This window comes from Deinococcus cellulosilyticus NBRC 106333 = KACC 11606 (assembly GCF_007990775.1).
In the GTDB taxonomy this organism is placed as follows: Bacteria; Deinococcota; Deinococci; order Deinococcales; family Deinococcaceae; genus Deinococcus_C; species Deinococcus_C cellulosilyticus.
The window spans coordinates 148,000-164,586 of record NZ_BJXB01000002.1; the positions used below are offsets into that span (position 1 = coordinate 148,000).

At 55.3% G+C, this 16,587-nt stretch carries 13 protein-coding genes; 11 read left to right on the forward strand and 2 right to left on the reverse strand.

Going from position 1 to position 16,587, the window contains the following annotated elements:
• Positions 1-87 precede the first annotated feature (87 nt).
• Positions 88-3,204: a hypothetical protein gene (locus DC3_RS02895; RefSeq protein ID WP_146882152.1), complete on the forward strand. Its 3,117-nt coding sequence runs from the start codon at positions 88-90 to the stop codon at positions 3,202-3,204.
• Positions 3,205-3,243: 39 nt separating this feature from the next.
• Here the strand turns inward: DC3_RS02895 and DC3_RS02900 are convergent, their stop codons facing one another.
• Positions 3,244-3,690, reverse strand: coding sequence for an Lrp/AsnC family transcriptional regulator (locus tag DC3_RS02900; protein WP_146882154.1), 447 nt, complete (start codon positions 3,688-3,690; stop codon positions 3,244-3,246).
• 151 nt (positions 3,691-3,841) lie between these two features.
• Here DC3_RS02900 and rocD point away from each other — a divergent pair, with 151 nt between their 5' ends.
• The 10 genes from rocD (at position 3,842) to DC3_RS02950 (ending at position 16,019) form a co-directional block, all read left to right on the forward strand.
• A complete protein-coding gene (gene rocD, locus DC3_RS02905) occupies positions 3,842-5,044 on the forward strand; it encodes an ornithine--oxo-acid transaminase (RefSeq protein WP_146882156.1) in 1,203 nt (400 codons plus the stop codon).
• A 369-nt stretch (positions 5,045-5,413) separates the two neighbouring features.
• Positions 5,414-9,055 carry a methionine synthase gene (gene metH / locus DC3_RS02910; RefSeq protein WP_146882158.1) on the forward strand — a complete coding sequence of 1,214 codons (3,642 nt, stop codon included), beginning with the start codon at positions 5,414-5,416 and terminating at the stop codon, positions 9,053-9,055.
• 175 nt (positions 9,056-9,230) lie between these two features.
• Positions 9,231-9,728, forward strand: coding sequence for a hypothetical protein (locus DC3_RS02915; RefSeq protein ID WP_146882159.1), 498 nt, complete (start codon positions 9,231-9,233; stop codon positions 9,726-9,728).
• 279 nt (positions 9,729-10,007) lie between these two features.
• Entirely contained in the window at positions 10,008-10,823 is an 816-nt protein-coding gene (locus DC3_RS02920; RefSeq protein ID WP_146882161.1) for an alpha/beta hydrolase, read from the forward strand.
• A gap of 75 nt (positions 10,824-10,898) precedes the next feature.
• Positions 10,899-11,459: a hypothetical protein gene (locus DC3_RS28915; RefSeq protein ID WP_186815788.1), complete on the forward strand. Its 561-nt coding sequence runs from the start codon at positions 10,899-10,901 to the stop codon at positions 11,457-11,459.
• 2 nt (positions 11,460-11,461) lie between these two features.
• Positions 11,462-12,136, forward strand: a complete 675-nt coding sequence (locus DC3_RS02930; RefSeq protein ID WP_146882163.1) for a response regulator transcription factor — start codon at positions 11,462-11,464, stop codon at positions 12,134-12,136.
• Position 12,137: 1 nt separating this feature from the next.
• Positions 12,138-13,460: a sensor histidine kinase gene (locus DC3_RS02935; RefSeq protein ID WP_146882165.1), complete on the forward strand. Its 1,323-nt coding sequence runs from the start codon at positions 12,138-12,140 to the stop codon at positions 13,458-13,460.
• A 93-nt stretch (positions 13,461-13,553) separates the two neighbouring features.
• A complete protein-coding gene (locus DC3_RS02940; protein WP_146882167.1) occupies positions 13,554-13,955 on the forward strand; it encodes a type IV pilus modification PilV family protein in 402 nt (133 codons plus the stop codon).
• 20 nt (positions 13,956-13,975) lie between these two features.
• A complete protein-coding gene (locus tag DC3_RS02945; RefSeq protein ID WP_146882169.1) occupies positions 13,976-14,767 on the forward strand; it encodes a PilW family protein in 792 nt (263 codons plus the stop codon).
• A 67-nt stretch (positions 14,768-14,834) separates the two neighbouring features.
• Positions 14,835-16,019 carry a hypothetical protein gene (locus DC3_RS02950; RefSeq protein WP_146882171.1) on the forward strand — a complete coding sequence of 395 codons (1,185 nt, stop codon included), beginning with the start codon at positions 14,835-14,837 and terminating at the stop codon, positions 16,017-16,019.
• Here the strand turns inward: DC3_RS02950 and DC3_RS02955 are convergent.
• Positions 16,006-16,572: a TetR/AcrR family transcriptional regulator gene (locus DC3_RS02955; protein ID WP_186815789.1), complete on the reverse strand. Its 567-nt coding sequence runs from the start codon at positions 16,570-16,572 to the stop codon at positions 16,006-16,008. The two genes, DC3_RS02950 and DC3_RS02955, sit on opposite strands and share 14 nt — an antisense overlap.
• Positions 16,573-16,587: the final 15 nt, after the last annotated feature.

Here is a 16,587-nt window from a genome sequence, read left to right on the forward strand (position 1 = left end):
CCTCAAGAAAACAACAAACAGACAATCAATCTTCAGCTCCAACAACAACTGTTGAAAAGCCTGGACAGCTCCCTGAAACAACAGGAGATGAGGATTACCCCTCAGGTGGTCAGCAACACAATCATCACCAGCCTTTTCCAGCTCACAGTGAATGGAAAAAAGGTTGAAGGACCTGTTGAAGTGCAGAACAACCTGAATGGATTTAAACAGACCTGGCTCAATGCAGGAATGTACTGGTTTGATCCATTCTTGGAGGTGGCGGACAACTCCAAAGAACTGGAATTGACTGTTTTCTACGGAGGAAAGCAGAACAAAGTGCGCCGCACCCTCAACAAGAAGAATTTCTTGCCCATCCCTGTGATCCAGAAAGCCAACCTCAGCAGCAAGGGCATTGAAACTGTCTGGACTGCCGTTCCTGGAGCAAAAAGCTACCTTCTGCAGGTGGTCAATTCCAACAATCAGACGCTGCAGAACTGGCGCTTCCCCGCAACAACCACTTCTCTGAAAACCAATTTCACTTCTGAGCTTGCTGTAGGCCAGACTTACAGCATTCTGCTGCTGGCCTATGGCTATGACATCACCCTGCCCAACACCACCAAAGCAGTTCCATTGGGAAGCCCCAATGTCTCGGCCCAGATCACCAAAGTGACCCTCAACAAACCCGCTGGTTCCCTGGCCTCTTACAGCCCGACTTACCTGGACTTTTCTGGCAGCATCAATGCCTCAATCCCCCACCAGTCCGTACAGCTGAATGCTGGAGCAGCAGGCCTTGACTTCACATCCACCATCACTGCAGGCAGTGACCATTTCACCGTGATCGGCAACAATGGCAGTCTGGGGCCTTCTGCCAGCACTTCCATTTCTGTTGGTGCCACTTGCGGAAGTTCCACTGGCCTTTTTGAAGGAGAGTTGACCCTGCTCACCAACGACCCTTCAAAAAGCAACATCAAGATTCCACTCTCCGTCAGTTGCATCCAGCCCGGAACACTCGATGGTTTCAGTTATCTCGACACTCCACTCACAGCAGGTGCTGCCCTCAACACCTCAACAACGGTCAATGGCTGGATTCGCTCTGGCTGGCAGGGTTTGCAGTACAGCATGGAAGTCCTGAGCGGCAAGGAATTCATCTCTGTTCCTGCAGGTGTAACTTCCATCAGTTCTTATGCCAATCAAAACTTGCCCATCACCCTCACCTGCGGCAACACTGAAGGCACCCTTGCAGGGAAAGTTCGACTGAAAACCAACGACGCCAGTCGCAACACCATTGATTTTGATGTGTATGTGAAGTGCTTCAAGCCCGTCTCGGTGAAAGAACTGTGGAGCAAACCCAACAACCTGTCGGTGGCTGCTGCTGCATGGAACCCCTCTGGGACCCTTCTGGCGGTTGCAGACAACAACTACACCGATGGTGCTTTGCTGCTGAACAACAGCCTGCAAAAGATTGGAAAAACCAGCAACCTCGCCAGCATCCCTGGCAAGTTCTCCTGGCTCAGCGACACCCGTCTGGTGATCAATGCCAGAGATGCCGTGCAGGTCTGGGACACCACAACCAACAAATCACTCCATGCATGGAGTCATGATTTTGCAGCGGAAAATGTCTTCTCCATGAAAGCCAACCTGTCCAAAGACCAGATTGCCATTTCTGGGCAGCTGGTCAATGGTAGTGGCCTTGCCTCCATCATTTACGGCCTGGATGGAAAGAAGTTGATCACCCTCAGCCACGTCAATCACCTGACGTTCAGTCCAGATGGGCAGCAGATGGCAGGTTTCCGTACGGAGTTCACCAACAATGGAAACCTTCTGAACAATCTGGTGATCTACAACACCAGCGATTTCAAAGTGCTTCAAGACATCGATCTCTCTGCCGAGGTGAGTGAGTTCCGCTCTGGTTTCAATGTCCAGGTACAATGGGACCCCGCAGGAACCACGGTGTTTGCCAACGTGATGGAATATTATGGCAACACTGCCAAGCTCTTGACTTATGACGTCAACGAAAAGAAACTCAGCGCTTACCCTTTCACCAACATGGGAACTGTGAACTTTGCTGTGCCAGCTGCAGACAGGATCATCCATCTCGACAACGTCAATCAGCTGATCAGTCACACCCTTTCACCCCGCCAGGACACCAAAAAAGTCCGTCTGCCCGTGAGCTTCGATCAACGTTACACCCAGATGTCCACCGATCAACAGGTCAAAAACATCTCTGTGTTTGTTCCAACAGGACCTTCCTGGGACTTCAGTTGCAGCCTGCAGGATTTCAACCGCTTCAACAGCAGTCTGGAACTGCAAGACACTTACGGCGTTGCTGGCTGCGACCAGGACACCACAGCCACCATCGGTTCCTCTGGAGTTGTTTACGTTTCAAATGGACGCACCGCCCGCAAGCTTCTGAACGGGAAAACTTCTGTGCTTTACGACATGAATTTCCTGTTGAATCCCACAGACCTTTCCAGTACCCATGCGATCCGGGAAAACACTGGTTACTTCTCTGATGGAGCGGGCTACCTTTACCTGTATGATCTGTCCAAAAACAGCCTGATTCGCTCGATGCGCTTGCACCCCGTGGGCATGCAACAGATTTTGCCTTCAGCAGATCAGAAAAGGGTGTTCAGCTGGTCCAACTCGACCATCCGGGTACATGATCTTGCCACCTCCAACATCCTGCTCAACAAATCCTTCGATGAAGTTGTCATGCAATCGCGCTGGATGGGACCAGACAGCATCCTGCTTCGAAATGGCCAGGACTCCAATGGCAATTACCTGTATCAGGACCATGATTTTGTGAAATCACAGGTCAACCGGACCTATCCCATTTCTGGCTGGGGCAACCACATCAAGGCCATCAATGATCAGGGCATTTTTATCAACTCTGATTACAACATCTACCGCATGGACAGACAGACCGGAGAGAGAACCACTTTGCTGAACCAGGAGACCATGAACCCCCTGGGAAGCCTCTGGGTTGTAGACAATGTGTACACCCTCCCCCGTTCCCAATACATTCTGGTTGCTGTTCACAACACAGGTACACCCATGGAATCTCGTCTGCACCTGATGGATTCAACCCATGGAACCATCATGAAAACCCTGGCCGTAGGTTCAAGCATGATTCGGCATGTCTCATCAGTACAGGATGATTCAGGTCGACTGCTGATCACGGTACTCTTCTACAAAGATGGGCTGCAGGTTTTCCAGATCGATTGATGTTCCTCCTGAACCCCCCTGGTCGTGCATCAGGGGGGTTCAGCCATCCAATGATCTGCATCGAACCACTTCCGAGAGCAGGATGTGGGTGGTGGTCTGGCCAAATTTCATCAGTTCCCGGATCAATGCTTCAAGGTCCAGCATGCGTTTCACACAGACTTTGAGTGAAAAGGCACTCTGCCCGAGCAGGTGGTGACACTCCAGCACTTCTCTTTTCTCCTGCACATACCGGATGAAAGACTGTTCGTCTTTGTAGGCCACTTCTATGAGGACCAGCGCCTGGACATCGTACCCAAGCAGACGCAGGTCCACTTCGGCCCGGTATCCTGTGAGGATTTCGGCATGTTCCATTTTGCGGATGCGCTCTGTCACAGCAGGTGCAGTGAGCCCCACCTGCTTGGCGAGGTCCGCATAGGTGATGCGGGCGTTTTCCTGCAGCAATTGCAGGATTTTCATGTCGGTGGAATCCAGGCTTTTGTTTTCCAAGAATGGACCTCCTTCAATTTTGGTTTTCAAAGCCAGAAATGGGCATTTCCTCTATTTTGCGATGTACAGAGCAAAAAAGCAGCTATAGAATACCAGACACAACATCAAACGGGTCCCCTGAAGGTTTCAGGGGACTTTTTGGAGGCTTCAGGTGAACACTCAAGATTACGTTTTGCTCGATGAAAGTTACGGTGCCCACAACTACCACCCCCTTGATGTGGTGATTGAACGGGGAGAGGGCGTGTGGGTTTACGATGTGGAAGGAAAAAAATACCTGGACTGCCTGAGCGCCTACAGCGCCGTGAACCAGGGCCACTGCCACCCCAGAATTTTGAAATCCATGATCGAGCAGGCCAGCAAGGTGACCCTGACCTCCCGCGCTTTCCGCAATGACCAGATGGGACTTTTCCTGAAAGAACTCTGTGAATTCACAGGGTATGAGATGGCCCTCCCCATGAACACCGGAGCGGAAGCCGTGGAAACGGCCATCAAAGCAGCACGCAAATGGGGTTATCAGGTCAAGGGAATTGCTGAAAATCGGGCCCAGATCATCGTGGCAAATGGCAACTTCCACGGGCGGACCACCACTGTGGTTTCTTTCTCCACGGAAGACCAGTACAGGAAAGACTTTGGACCGTTCACCCCAGGATTCCTGGCTGTCGAATATGGAAACATTGAGGCCCTGAAAGCCGCCATCACCCCTGACACTGCTGCCATTCTGCTGGAACCCATTCAGGGCGAAGGTGGGGTCATCATTCCTCCAGAAGGTTACCTGAAGGCCGTGCGTGCATTGTGCGATGAGCACAACATCCTGTTCATTGCTGACGAAATCCAGTCCGGTCTGGGCCGCAGTGGTGCCCGTTTTGCCTGTGACCATGAGGGGGTGCGCCCTGACATGGTGATTCTGGGCAAAGCCCTGTCCGGTGGTTTTTACCCTGTGTCTGCAGTGGTGGCAGATGAGCCCGTCCTTGGCCTCTTCAAGCCCGGCGACCACGGCTCCACTTTTGCCGGTAATCCTCTGGGTGCCGCCGTGGCCCGCGAAGCCCTCAAAGTCCTGCAGGAAGAAAACCTGATTGAACGTTCCCGCGAACTCGGGGAGTACCTGAAATCCGAGCTGGAAAAAATAGACAGCCCTGTGATTGATTTCGTTCGAGGCAAAGGCCTGTGGATCGGTCTGGTCCTGAAAGAACCTGCACGTCCTTACTGTGAAGCTTTAAGGGAGATGGGGATTCTTTGCAAGGAAACCCATGTGAATGTGATCAGGATTGCACCTCCACTGGTGGTGGAAAAAGATGAGCTGGAGCTGATTGTGCACCACTTTCGTCAGGTCCTGCAATCAACCCTGGTATTCTGACACAGGTCCTGTTTTGTGACGAACAGGATCTGATCTTGAGGGTCTTTGATCTTTGACACTGCAGGTCAGCACTTGGCCTGCAGTGCTCCACCCACCCTGCCCTGGGCGCAAATAATAATTGATCAGCATCATCAACTATGCCTAGCCCGCCCCTTGACCCAGGCCCCAGAGAATGAAAGAATACTTTCCTAGCGTGCGTTTCAGACGCACCTTCATCCAGAGCGTGTCAGGGACCTGGCCCGAGATCCTGCACTTCAAACTTCGCAGGCGCAGCACGCAGCAACCCGCCCCCCATTTCGGGCATGGTGCTCTCCAGCCACCCCAGAAGCGGTTAAGGATGACATGTCGGGTGGAAAGATGGAGGAACAAATGTCCAAACCCCCCATACGTGAATTGCTCAGAGAACGCATCCTTGTGCTTGACGGTGCGATGGGCACCATGATCCAGCAGTTCAAACTCTCCGAGACGGACTTCTGGAACAAAGAGCTCATTCAGGCAGGCATTGGCTGCAACCTGAAGGGCAACAGCGACCTGCTGAACATCACCCGCCCGGATGTGATCCTGGAGATCCACAGGCGTTATCTGGAGGCCGGGGCAGACATTCTGGAGACCAACACCTTTACGGGAACACGGGTGGCCCAGAGCGATTATGGCACTGAAAACTTCGTGTACCAGATCAATTATGATGGTGCCCGTCTGGCAAAACAGGCTGCAGACGAGTTCACTGCCCTGACCCCCGACAAGCCTCGCTATGTGGCCGGGGCCGTCGGACCCACCAACAAGACCCTGAGCATCTCTCCCAAGGTGGAGGACCCGGGATTCCGGGGTTACTCCTGGGATGAACTGGTGCGGGATTACATCGAACAGGTCACGGCCCTGCTGGATGCCGAAGTGGATTTGCTGCTGGTGGAAACCACCTTTGACACCCTGAATGCCAAAGCTGCCCTGTACGCCATTGAAGAGGTCTTCCAGCAAAGAGGTGCCCGTGTTCCCCTGATGGTCTCTGGAACCATCACGGATGCTTCGGGTCGCACCCTGAGTGGTCAGACCGCAGAGGCCTTCTATGTTTCCATGGGCCATGCAGACCTGCTTTCCATTGGCTTCAACTGCGCCATGGGGGCGGAGGACCTGCGTCCACACATGAGGACCCTCTCCCGACTGGCCCATGAGTTTGTCAGCTGTTACCCCAATGCAGGTCTGCCCAATGCCTTCGGTGAGTACGATGAAACCCCGGAGCAGATGGCCGCTGTGCTGAAAAGCTTTGCCGAAGAGGGCCTCCTGAACATCGTGGGTGGATGTTGCGGAAGCACCCCCGAGCACATCACCGCCATTGTGAATGCTGTGGCTGGCATCAAACCCAGGGTGCCTGCCCAGCCTTCCAACCTGCCCAACTTCAGCGGTCTGGAAGCCCTGTACATCACAAAAGAAACCAACTTTGTGAACGTCGGGGAGCGCACCAACATCACCGGAAGCCCCAAATTCTCCAAAGCCATTCTGGCCGGAGATTACGATGCAGGTCTGAAAATTGCTGCCCAGCAGGTCAGAAACGGTGCCCAGATCATCGACATCAACATGGATGAAGGGATGCTTGATGGGGTGGCGGCCATGGAGCGCTTCATCAACCTGGTGGCCAGCGAACCTGAAATTGCCCGCGTGCCCATCATGATCGATTCTTCCAAGTGGGAGGTCATCGAGGCAGGCCTCAAGTGCTTCCAGGGCAAGTGCATCGTGAACTCCATCTCCCTGAAAGAAGGCGAGGAAGCATTCAAGAGACATGCCCGCAAATTGCGCCAGTACGGGGCTGCGGTGGTGGTGATGGCTTTCGATGAACAGGGGCAGGCAGACAGTTATGCCAGACGCATCGAGATCTGCGAACGGGCCTACCGCATCCTGGTGGATGAAGTTGGATTCAGGCCCCATGACATCATTTTTGATCCCAACGTGCTGACGGTGGCCACAGGCCTCGAAGAGCACAACAGTTACGCCCTGGATTTCATTGAGGCCACCCGCTGGATCAAGCAGAACCTGCCCGGAGCCCTGGTGTCGGGAGGCATCTCCAACGTGTCTTTCAGCTTCCGGGGGAACAACCACGTGCGGGAAGCCATGCACAGCGTGTTCCTGTACCACGCCATCCGTGCAGGTCTCGACATGGGCATCGTGAATGCCGGGATGCTTGGTGTGTATGAGGACATTGAGCCTGAGCTGCTCGAAAAAGTCGAAGATGTGATCCTCAACCGCCACCCGGAGGCCGGTGAAGCCCTGCTGCAACTCGCAGAAAAATACAAGGACACTGAGAAAACCAGAGCTGTGGCTGCCTCCTGGCGCAACCAACCTGTGTATGAACGCCTGAAACACGCGCTGATCCACGGCCTCACCGATCACATTGATCAGGATGCAGAGGAAGCGTACCAGCAACTTGGAAGCCCTTTGCTGGTGATCGAAGGCCCCCTGATGGACGGCATGAACGTGGTGGGGGACCTGTTCGGGGCCGGGAAAATGTTCCTGCCTCAGGTGGTGAAAAGTGCCCGCGTGATGAAAAAAGCCGTGGCTTACCTCACCCCCTATCTGGAAGCCGAGAAGAAAGAGGGCTCCAAAGCAGGCACCATCGTGATGGCCACCGTCAAGGGAGACGTGCACGACATCGGCAAGAACATCGTGGGGGTGGTGCTGGGCTGCAACAACTTCGAGGTGATCGACCTCGGGGTGATGGTTCCCGCAGAGAAAATCCTGCAGATCGCAAAAGAAAAAAACGCAGATGCCATCGGTCTGTCCGGTCTGATCACCCCTTCTCTGGATGAAATGGTGCATGTGGCCAGTGAAATGCAGCGCCAGGGCTTCAAGTTGCCCCTCCTCATCGGCGGAGCCACCACCTCGCGGGCCCACACTGCAGTGAAAATTGACCCCCAGTACGCCAGTCCGGTGGTGCATGTGCTGGATGCGAGCCGTGCAGTCGGGGTGTTGAGCAGCCTGCTTTCCGTGAACAAAGAGGATTTCGCCCAGCAGACCAAAACCCTCTACAGGGACATCCGGGAGCAGCACGCCGAGAAGAACATCCGCATGGTGTCCATCGAAGAGGCCAGGCAGAACCGTCCTGTGCTCTCATACGAGGACCGCCCGACCCCCAATACCCCGGGCCGTCAGGTGCTGACCTACAGCATCCAGGAACTCAGGGATTACATTGACTGGACTCCGTTTTTCATTGCCTGGGAACTCAAGGGCATCTACCCCAAGATCCTCAATGATCCCAAGGTGGGAGAGCAGGCCAGAAGCCTCTTTGAGGACGCCAACCGCCTGCTGGACCAGATTCAAGGTCGCCTGGAAGCAAAAGCAGTCATCGGATTGTATGAGGCCGCTCGGGTAGGAGATGACCTGCACCTGAGTCTGGATGGAAATCCTGTGACTGTGCTTCACACCCTCAGGCAGCAAAGGCAGCAGATCGGCAACAATTTTGCCCTTGCAGACTTTGTGGCCGAAGAAAAAGACCATGTGGGCATGTTTGCGGTCACCATCCATGGGGCAGAAGACATCGTGCAGGAATTCAAGGCCGATCACGACGATTACTCCGCCATCATGGTGCAGGCCATTGCAGACCGCCTCGCAGAAGCCTTCGCAGAAAAACTGCACAGGGATGTGCGCACCACCCACTGGGGTTACGCCGCAGATGAAACCCTGGGCAACGACGACCTGATCCGTGAACGGTACAGGGGCATCCGGCCTGCTCCAGGTTATCCGGCCTGCCCTGACCACACCGAGAAACGCACCATCTTCAGTGTGCTTGGAGCCAGCGAGATCGGTCTGGAGCTCACCGAATCCTGCGCCATGTGGCCCCCGAGCAGTGTTTCCGGCCTGTACTTCGCTCACCCGGACAGCCAGTATTTTGCTGTGGGACGGATTGGCGAAGACCAGGTGCGCGAGTACGCCCAGCGCAAAGGCATGACGGTGGAAGAGGTGGAACGCTGGCTGCAACCCATCCTGGCCTACCAGAGAACCCTGGTGTCCGCAGAAGGCTGAGCAACCAGTCAAAAAGGACTGTCCTGTTGATAGGGCTCTCGGCTCTGGGCACGCAGCCCTCGGCTGCGCATTTGCCCTTCCCTTCCCATTTGGTTAAAATACAGGTTGCACACGTCAGAGGGTCGTGAAAACGATCCTCTGCGTCTTTGTCCAGGAGCATCAAAGGAGTTACCACATGAGTCAGCCGAAAAAAGGCCCGAGCACCAAGCAGAAGAAGCTGCCAAAGAAGGTGCAGGAAGCCATTCAGAAAAACCAGCAGGGTAAAAAGTGGGGCCGTCAGGTCAAGAAATCCCACAACCGTCCCGAACTTCCACAGATCAAACCGGACCAGGTGTTCAAAGATCGGGATGGCAAGTCCTACACCTTCAGTGAATCTGCCCTCAAGCGGGTGGCTGCCCACCTGCTGCAGAAAAACAAGAAACAGTGGCGTTACCGCAATTTTCCCTTCCCAGTGGTGGGGCACAACGGCAACGAGATTGAGGTCCTGTTCGACTTCTATGTGTACGACAGCAACGAAACCATTGTGCGGGTGATTCTGGTGGTGCCCAACGAATCCCGTGAATTGTGGGACCGCCTGGGCCTCTTCAAGAAGCAGTTCCCGATGTACACCCATGAGGTGTGGACGCCGGAAGTCATGGCCGAACTGCTGGAAAAAAGCTGGCTGGGGTACTGAGTCTCCAGTGCCAGCCTTCTGACAGGTCAATGTCATTGCAGCAAGCCGTCAGCCGTCAGCCCTCAGCGGTCAGAAAAATACAACGGATGGATGGAACCCTGTCCAGAACAAATAGACACATTTTTTCTGCATCACCAGCACATAGCTGGCCTGTTGATGGGGCACTGGAATCTGTTGCTGACGGCTGAAAGCTGATGGCTGTTTGCTCAGCATCTGCAAGGCTGCCTTGTCACTTTTACCTGATCTTTTGCACTGCAGAGGAGAGGGCTATAATTGATCATGGATCAACTGAATGTTTCGCTTCCCGTGAAAGCTTTTTCATCTCTGGTGCCCAGCCCCAGAGGGGTTTTTGTCCTGCACCACGGCTATGCAGAGCATGTGCACCGCTACCAGCATCTGGTGGATCTGGTCAACAGCCTGGGTTTTCATGCCTTCGGGTTTGACCAGAGGGGCCATGGACAGACCACCACGCCACCCACGGGTCTGGTGGAGGACTTTGATCGGCATGTGCAGGACAGCCTGGAATTCCGTGTCTTCTTGAGGGAGCAGTACCCCCATCTTCCTGTGGTGCTCTTTGGGCACAGCATGGGAGGTTTGCTTGCCGTGCGCAGTGCGGAAGCCAACCCCAAGGGCATTGATGGGGTGATCCTCTCCTCCCCTGCCCTGTTGATCGGGACCGACACCCCGCCCTTCATGAAGACCCTGTCAACCGTGCTGAGCCAGATCTCCCCAGGCCTGCAGGTGCTTCCTCTGGACTCGAAAAAGATCTCCCGACATGCCCATGTGGTCACGGCTTACGACACAGATCCTCTGGTGTACCACGGCAAAGTCAAAGCCCGTACAGGGGCAGAAATGCTGCGTGCCAGTGCAAACGTCTGGTACGGGACTGCCCAGTGGCAGCACCGAACATTGATCTTTCATGGGACCCAGGATGGGTTGGCAGACATTGAGGGTTCCAGGCGCTTTTATGCAGAAATTCGCAGTGAGGACAAAACCTTCCGTGAATTTGAAGGCGGATACCACGAATTGCTCAATGATCAGGTTGCCGAAGAAGCATTCGGGTTGATCCGGGACTGGCTCAGTGCGCGATTTTAAGTGATTTGTGAATGATGAGTTAAAACTGAACCCAGGCTGAAACCGAAAAAGGGAGTACACTGAAAGAAGAATCATATGATGCTCTCTTTTCTGTTCACCACACTCATGGCCACTGCACCTCTGGAAGTGATTGTCTTTGACAGCAGCCTCCAGAGGGTGGTCGGTTATGGCAAACAATCCGGCAACCAGATTCACATCGAAGTGCTCGAAAGTTATTCCGGTCCAGTCGTCAGCATGTTCCTGCGAGACAAGGTCACCAGCACCCAGGGGGTCATGGTCTCCGGTCAACTGACCCTCACCACCTCCAATGGCACCTCCACCCTGCAACAGTACATGACTGCACTGGGCATCAACCTGAAACTCAGTGTGGTCAAAACCCCCAAGCTGAACTCCACCCCCTCAAATGCTGGCAGCAATGGTGAAGATGACCGCCCCGGCAATTCTGGCAACAATGGTGGCGGAAACGGAAATGGCGGTGGGAACGGCGGTGGGAACGGCGGCGGAAATGGCGGTGGGAACGGCGGTGGGAACGGCGGTGGGAACGGCGGCGGAAATGGCGGTGGGAACGGCGGTGGGAACGGCGGCGGAAATGGCAATGGTGGCGGTAAAGGTGGCGGGAATGGTAAAAATAAATAAACATGCGCAAATGGCAGATTTTTCTTCTTGAAGATGATCCAGGGTTGCGGGACCTGCTGGTGGATCATCTCAACGCTTCCGGGCACCAGGTGCAGTCCTGCCGAACCCTCACTGAGGCCTACAGCCTGCTGGAACAGTGGACACCGGATCTGGTGCTGCTGGACCTCAATCTGCCTGATGGGGATGGACTGGACCTGATTCCCACCATTCAGAGCCTTGGAAACCTGCCCGTGCTGATCATCACCGCCAGGGGCTCTGTGCCAGACCGCGTGCAGGGCTTGAACCAGGGGGCCGACGACTACCTGATCAAGCCCTTTGCAATGGATGAGTTCGATGCCCGCATCAAGGCCTTGCTTCGCCGGGTGCATCCGCAGGAACAGGTGATGATTCTGGCCGGAACCACCCTGGACATCAACAAATGCACCCTGCTGACCGAGCAAGGGAACACCCTGCTGACCGACCATGAACTGCGGATCATGGAGTACCTGATGCAAAATGCCTCCCGGGTGGTGAGCCGGGAGGTGCTGGAACAGTACGTCTATGGGTGGTACATTCCAGCCTCCAACAGCATTGAGGTGCGGGTGTCGGTGCTGCGCAAGAAGTTGCGCCAGATTGGCAGCCAGCTCAACATCCGGGCCCTCAGGAAAGCCGGTTACGCCCTCTTTGTGGAGGAGTGACGTGGGCGTTCCGCTGCGAACACGGCTGGCCTTGTGGTACGCCCTGATCTCCATGCTGACGGTGCTCATTGTCGGAGGGATCAGTTCTGCCCTCGCCCTGCAGGCGATGGAAAACCAGTTTGAAACGCGCCTTCAGGAACAGGCCGATGTGATCAGTGAGGCCTTCAATGATCCCTCCAAGGCCTTCGGTCAGCCCAATGTGCACAGTGAAGCCGGGATTCAGGTGCAGGATGCCACAGGCAAGGTGGTCTCCTCTTCAGGGGCACTGACCCTGCTGTCCTCCCCTGTACAGAACGAGCATCTGGTTCTGCAGCAGAAACCCTTCCGTCTGGTCAAACGAAACTGGGTGCGTTTCGACCAGGTGATCGGTTCCATCTGGGTGGCCCTCCCTGAAGAACCCCTGATTTCGGGTCGCAAGACCGTCGTGCTCACCGTGACGGTGGGGGCTTTGATTTCTGCCCTGCTGACCTTTTCGGTGGGTTTGTTCCTGGGAAGGCTCAACCTGATTCCCCTTGAGCGTGCGGCCAGACATGCCAACAGCCTGACCCCCGATCAACAGGTGCTGATTCCCTACCAGGGGCACAAAGATGAGGTGTTTCAACTGGTGAGTGCCATCAATGGCCTGCTGGAGCGCACCTGGTCGCAGCAGGCCTTCGAGAAGCAATTTGTGGGTCAGGTGGCCCACGAACTGGGTGCTCCATTGACCAGCCTGAGGGGCTATGCCGAGCGCCTCCAGGAACAGCGGCCCAGTCCAGATCTGCAGAAGATCATTGGGGTGGCGCGGGATCTGCAATTTACCGCCCATGATCTGATCCAGTATGCCCGTGGGCGCACAGAGATGGAACTGGTTTTGCACTTTGTGCCTGCCCGTGAACTGCGGGTGAAACTTGAGCGTCTGGTGGAGGGTGTCCATTACACCGGGATCTGGAATTCCACTTACCTGATGGCAGACATTGACCGTCTCGCGCAGGCCCTCCGGAACCTCTTCACCAATGCGAAGCGTGTGGTGGGAACCACAGGCCACATTGAATGTGAACTGGTGATGCAGGGAAACGAGACGGTTTTTTACACCCGTGACAACGGGCCTGGAATTGCCCCTGAGCACCTGCCCCACCTCTTTGAACCCTTTTATTCTGGTTCGGGAAGTTATGGTCTGGGCCTCAGCGTGGCCCGTAAGGTGGCTGAGCAACACGGGGGTCAGCTCACCGTGCGCAACCGTCCTGAAGGTGGTGCAGAATTCAAATTGAGCATCCCTCTGCCCGAGGAGGACACCAGCGACCTTGAAGAGGAGCTTGAAGAGGAAACACCTGCCTCTGGGCCCTGATTTCCTGTATGCAGGAGAACAGGGTCACGCTTAATTGAGGGTCCCTGATCCTCCTGAAGTGAAAAAAGGCGGCTTTCTTTATGCTGCTTTCTGATGTCAACTGAACGTTCCTCTTCCAGAACCTGCGGTCTGACCCTGATGGAGGTCCTGATGGCCCTGTCTCTGCTGGGGGTCATGTTTTTGTGCCTCTTGCCTGTGCAGAGCAGCAGTTTGCGCGCTTCCCGGCAAGCCTCGGAGGTTCAGAAGGCAGCTTTGTTGCTGAGCAGCCACCTGCACTCCCTGAAAGGTTTGAAGTTTGATCAGGTGGTTGAGGCCTGTGCTTCAAGACCCTGGAGTTCTGCACCGCTGACCATCAGGTGCACCAGTGAACCCTGCACTGTCCAGCAGCTTCACCTGATCTGCCCTGGATTTCCAGCTCAGGCCTTGCAGGTGCGGTTTTCGGCCTGGAAAAATGAAAAGCATCTTCTGGATCTGCACACGGTGATTGCCCAATGAGGCCGCAGGTGTCGTGTGGTGTGACTTTGCTGGAGCTGCTGATCACCCTTTGCATCACAGGGTTGATTCTGGTCCTCACGTCCAGTGTGCTGGTCTCTGCACGGCATTCAGCCACCCTGCAAGCTTCACATGACCTGCTTCAGCAGGACCTGACCCTCTCCCAGATGTTGCTCCAGGAGCAGGTGTCCACTGCTGGGTATCTTGGAGGGGACCCCGCAGACTTTCAGGGCAAAGACTGGACCCGGGAAGAACAGAGCGGGTTGCTGGAGTGGTTGGCTGAGCACATTCGGGAGTTCGGGCTGAAGAGCATTGCCCTTCCAGATGGAGATCGGATAGAACTGTCCCGATTGAGCCGCATCTGGAAAACCGCCCAGGCCCTGGTTTACCGGATGGAATTCCTGCAGATCACTTTTGGGCTTTCCCGGTCCCGAAATCTGGTCTGGACAAACCGGAGTGTGCTCTGTGAGGTGCAAACCACCCCTGCAAAAGTTTCTTGCACCCCGGAAGCAGGAACAGTACAACCCGCAGTGGAGCATCTGGAAGCCTTTGAAGTTTTCTTTCTACACGGGGATGGGCAATGGCAGGCCAACCTGCCTTCTGCAGATGACATGCGTGCAATTGGCTTTTACCTGCGCTTCAAAACCCCTGAGGAAACGGGAAGATCTTGTGGCCGTTTTCCTGCTGGAGAGGTGAGGCTCCCCGCAGCAGCTTCTGTGCTGGGCATTCCTGTTCATTCTGATCCGGCACCGTGCCATGCCCGCAGGCTGGAAGGGATGCAGGTTGTGCATCTGGGAGGTCAACAGTGGTACTGACCTGTTCCCACATCAACAGCTTTCCTGTTGAACTTCCTGGCAATTCTGACCCTGAAGAGGAGATCTTTTGAGCAAAACAATCAATCAAACACGCAAAGCCCACAGAGAAGGTGGCTTCATCCTGGTGATGGTCCTGTCACTGGTGGTGCTGGTGATGATCCTGGCTTCTGGCATGGCTCTGATGGCCCAGAGTGCTGTGATGGTGGGAGGCAATGTTTCTGCACATGGTCGAGCCACGCAGGCGGCCAGTGCTGCCACAGAAAGTGCACTTGCGGTCCTGAAGACCTGGGCACGCAAAGAAGATGTGCAAGATGGAGTGCAGGTGTCTGCTCCACCAGACCCAGAAGCAGGAGGGACAGCAGTGCTGCACCTCCTTGGGACTTCACCGGATGGTCTGCTGGTGCACATTGAAGGATCGGGCAAGGCACCCAGAGGTGCCAGTGTCAAGGCAACCCTGCTGGTGAAGGGGAAGTACCATGCAGATCCTGAGCTTTTTGCAGGGGTGGTTTCCATGGGTCAGGTGACCCATCAGGGAAAACTGCAGCTGGACAATGGGGCACGGGTGGGTTCTTCCGGGCAGTTGCCCTTTGCAGGTGGAGTGGGAAGCACAAAGGTTCAGGTGCCTGTGCCACAGAGTGTTCTGCAGATACAACAGGCCCAGAAGCCGTGCGATGTTCAGCTGGGCACACTGGTGATTGATTCGCAGCTGCAGGCAGAGGCGCTGATTCAGAAAGGGAAAACCATCTGTGTTGCCGGGAATGTCACCTTTCACCAACCCCTATCTCTGCAGGGCGTGCGCTTGCAGGTGAAAGGGCAGGTTCTGGGTACAGCGGCGGTGCACTTTCAGGGCTCTGTCTTGCTTGCAGAGGGCATTTCACTGCGGGGTCTACAGTTGACAGACAGCACCCTCATGGCAGCAGGGGATGTGTGGCTCGACATGGCCTCTGGTCCCGCAGGGCAGGTTTCGGTGCTGTCTGGAGGTCAAGCGCAGGTGCAGGTGAGTGGTGGGTCTGGCACTGGCTCCCTGGCACTGGTGGCTGGTCAGGGTGCAAAGGTTGAAGCCGTTTCAACCCTGCGGGGATTGGTGTGGTCTGGAGGAGCGGTTCACTGGTCTGGTCATGAGTTGCATGGGGCCATTGCTGCGACGGGCCCCATTGACCTGGGAAGTGATCCGCACATCATCCGTGACCCTGCTCTGGGCCGTGAATTCATTCCAGGAAAACTGGTGTATGAAGTGATCAGTCGGAAGTAGCGTGGGCAGCGATCAGGGTGCGTGCCGCTTCGGCCACATGGGCAGCGTGGTTTTCAGGCCCAAACATGCGGGCTGCTGCCCATGCACCATCCAGCAAAAGCAGCAGGTGGGCTGCAAGCACCTCAGGTCTTTGCAAGTTCGCCTCTGTGGCCAGTTGCTGAAAGTGCTCCAGCAGGATTTCTTTGTGTCGGATGGCCTGCTGGTGGGCCGGGTGACCCGGCTCGTGAAACTCAGATGCTGCATTCAAAAAGGCACATCCCAGACAGTGCACATTGCTGGTGAGTTTCTGTGCACCTTCGAAGATGGCTTGCAGTTTTTCACGGGGACGGCCCTCAAAAGGGGCCTCCTGTTCTTGCATCCAGTTCATCATGATTTCGTGGGTGCGTTGCAGGAAGGCCACCATCAGGTCGTCCTTGGAGGGGAAGTGTCGGTACAGGGTCATCTTGGCGACCCCGGACTCCGCAATGATGGTGTCTATCCCCACGGCACGGATGCCATGCTGGTAAAACAGCTGGCTGGCGGTTTGTAGGATGTTTTCTCGGGCGTTTCGCATGGTCACCTCTTGACA